The following is a 1,501-nucleotide window of genomic DNA, read 5'->3' as shown; positions in this document are numbered from 1 at the left end:
CGATCTCGCGTTTTGACGTCGAGTTCCGATGCGACGAGCAGTCCTCCGCGCTCTGCGACGGGGTGTTTGGGCTGCAGCGTTGCAGCGCTCGAGCCGTCGCGGCGCACTTTTCCATCGCACTGACGGAGCAGCGTCACAGGCAATCGAGCGCGGTCCGGCCGTCTTCCGATCGGCGCGGCCGCAGGCAAGATAACGTGCGTTCCGTCGTTGTTGGTCTGCATCGGTCCTCATCCGCCGGGGCGGATCCTATGTGTCAGTTGGCGTCAGTCATCGTGCCGACGCCATGTGTTCCAATTTCCGTCGCGCCTCTCATCGATGCGCTCCCAGCAGGCGCCGATCCTTGTTGTGGGCGCGTTGCGCGGCGTCGGTCTCGGTCGCGCTCGCATCGCCGACATAGAACGTGCCGTCGCTCCACATGGCGTGCATGATCACCGCCAGCTTGCGTGCCACCGCGACGCAGGCCTTACGATGACAGGAGCGCTTGGCGAGCTGCTCGCCCCAGCTCTTGACCTTGTCCCGGCCGCGGAAGCGCGTCATCAGCGCCGAGGCTGCCTCGTAGAGCGCGCGCCGCACATCGGCGTCGCCGGCCTTGGAGATGCGGCCCTGAACGTCGATCGATGTGCCCGACTGCCAGCGCCGTGATGTCAATCCGAAGTAGGCGGCGACGTCACGCGAGCGGCGAAAGCGCGACGGATCGTCGATCGCTGTCATGAACGAGAGCGCCGTCACCGGACCAACGCCGGGGATCGCCATGAAGCGCCGGCACAGTTCGCTCTTCGCGACGATCTTCACGACCAGGTCGTGCAGCCGACAGTATTCTCGCCACAGCACGGCGCGTGCTGACAGCATGGCGTCCATCAGCTCGGCTGACAGCGGATCATCCGCCACCGCCGTGCGCACCGCCTGGTCGAAAGCACCGCGCGATGTGCCGCCAAGCTTGATGCCGAATGCCTTCAGCGAGTGGCGGACGGCGTTTTCGAGATCAAGGAACTTGCGCTTCAGGTTGCGCCGGTGGGTCAGCAACAGCCGCATCTGATAGCAATCTTGCGTCTTGATATGGGCCTGACGGAACCAGCCTGTGCGCATGATATGGGCGATGCCGAGCGCGTCGGCGGCATCCGTCTTGTTGCGCTGTGCCGACATCGCGGCGCGCACGTGCTGGGTCTCCAGGCAAATCGCTGGAAGTCCGCGTTTCGAAAGCTCGGGATGCAGCCACGGCGACAGTGATCCCGCCTCATGGCCGACACGCCGCAGACGCGCGACGAACGGCTTCAACACCACGAACAACGCATCGGGATCGGTCTCCACCTTGACCGTCAAATGCACCTCACCGTGTTCGTCGACGACGCACACCGCCGTCTCGTCCACCGCAACATCCAGTCCGCAAAAATATTCCATCAGCCGCCTCCTGCGTGGTTTGACAGAAGGCTTTTTAGCAGCCGTAGCGCCGTTTGAGGCCAACTCACCAGGCGCTGGCGTCGCTTGCCGATTACGGGCGGCA

The 1,501-nt window shown here is 64.3% G+C and carries 1 protein-coding gene and 1 pseudogene; both read right to left on the bottom strand.

Going from position 1 to position 1,501, the window contains the following annotated elements; translation table 11 throughout:
• Nucleotides 1-221 (bottom strand): annotated as a pseudogene (locus FJ936_RS30750) (hypothetical protein); the annotation flags it as partial.
• Nucleotides 222-309: 88 nt separating this feature from the next.
• On the bottom strand, nucleotides 310-1,398 hold the full coding sequence (locus FJ936_RS30395; RefSeq protein WP_141907503.1) for an IS110 family transposase: 1,089 nt from the start codon (nucleotides 1,396-1,398) through the stop codon (nucleotides 310-312).
• Nucleotides 1,399-1,501: the final 103 nt, after the last annotated feature.

Source organism: Mesorhizobium sp. B2-4-13, from assembly GCF_006658535.1.
Taxonomy (GTDB): Bacteria; Pseudomonadota; Alphaproteobacteria; order Rhizobiales; family Rhizobiaceae; genus Mesorhizobium; species Mesorhizobium australicum.
The sequence above is the reverse complement of the archived record's forward strand: the minus strand, read 5'-3'. Positions and strand labels throughout refer to the sequence as shown.